The organism is Pseudomonas sp. FSL R10-1350, from assembly GCF_009600525.1.
Classification (GTDB): Bacteria; Pseudomonadota; Gammaproteobacteria; order Pseudomonadales; family Pseudomonadaceae; genus Aquipseudomonas; species Aquipseudomonas helleri.
The window spans coordinates 1-809 of record NZ_WIVR01000166.1 but is presented as its reverse complement, the minus strand read 5'-3'; the positions used below and the strand labels follow the sequence as shown (position 1 = coordinate 809).

Below are 809 nucleotides of genomic sequence, written 5' to 3'. Positions count from 1 at the left end.
ACAGGCGCTGGCCAAGCGGCCGCTGCACCGCCGCGTCCACCACCGCCCGGCCGATGTCCAGCAGGTTGTGGTAATCGACCCCGGAAGGGCAGGTGGTTTCGCAATTGCGACACGACAGACAACGGTCCAGATGCGCTTGGGTTTTGCGGGTGACGTCGTTGCCTTCCAGCACTTGCTTGATCAGGTAAATCCGCCCGCGCGGGCCGTCCAGTTCATCGCCGAGCAATTGATACGTCGGGCAGGTGGCATTGCAGAAACCGCAGTGCACGCAGGACCGCAGGATGCGTTCGGCTTCTTCGGCACGGGGCAGTTGCCGGGCCTCTTGGCTCAAAGTGGTTTGCATGGCTCAAAGCTCCGCGTACAGGCGCCCGGGGTTGAAAATACCCTTGGGGTCGAGTTGTTGCTTGAGATTGCGGTGGTAGCGCATCAGGGCTGCCGGCAACGGTTGGAACGGGCTGTCAGTCAGGCCGGGTGTGTAGCAGGTCGCATGCCCGCCCACTTCTTCAACCACACGGCGGATAAAGGCCGCATCGGCATCCGATTTGAGCCAGCGCTGGGCGCCGCCCCAGTCGATCAACTGCTGGCCGGGCAGGGCCAGTGGCGCGGTGTTGTTGGGCAAGGACAAGCGCCACAGCGGCTGGCCTTGAGCAAAGTAATCCAGGCGTTGCTCGTTCAAATCCGCCCAATAGGCGGCGTCCAGCAACTCGCCGCCCAGCCTGTCATGGGCAGCCGCCACCGACCCTTCGCCGCCTTCAAGGCGAAGGGTCGGTGGCGGCTGCCCATGACAGGCTGGGCGGCGAGTTGCTGGA

General features: G+C 64.2%; 1 protein-coding gene and 1 pseudogene. Both read right to left on the bottom strand.

Annotated features, from left to right (window positions below; translation table 11 throughout):
- The coding region (locus tag GHO25_RS25665; RefSeq protein WP_153393395.1) for a 4Fe-4S dicluster domain-containing protein at positions 1-343 on the bottom strand (343 nt) is incomplete at its 3' end.
- A 3-nt stretch (positions 344-346) separates the two neighbouring features.
- Positions 347-809 (bottom strand): annotated as a pseudogene (glcE, locus tag GHO25_RS26235) (glycolate oxidase subunit GlcE); the annotation flags it as partial.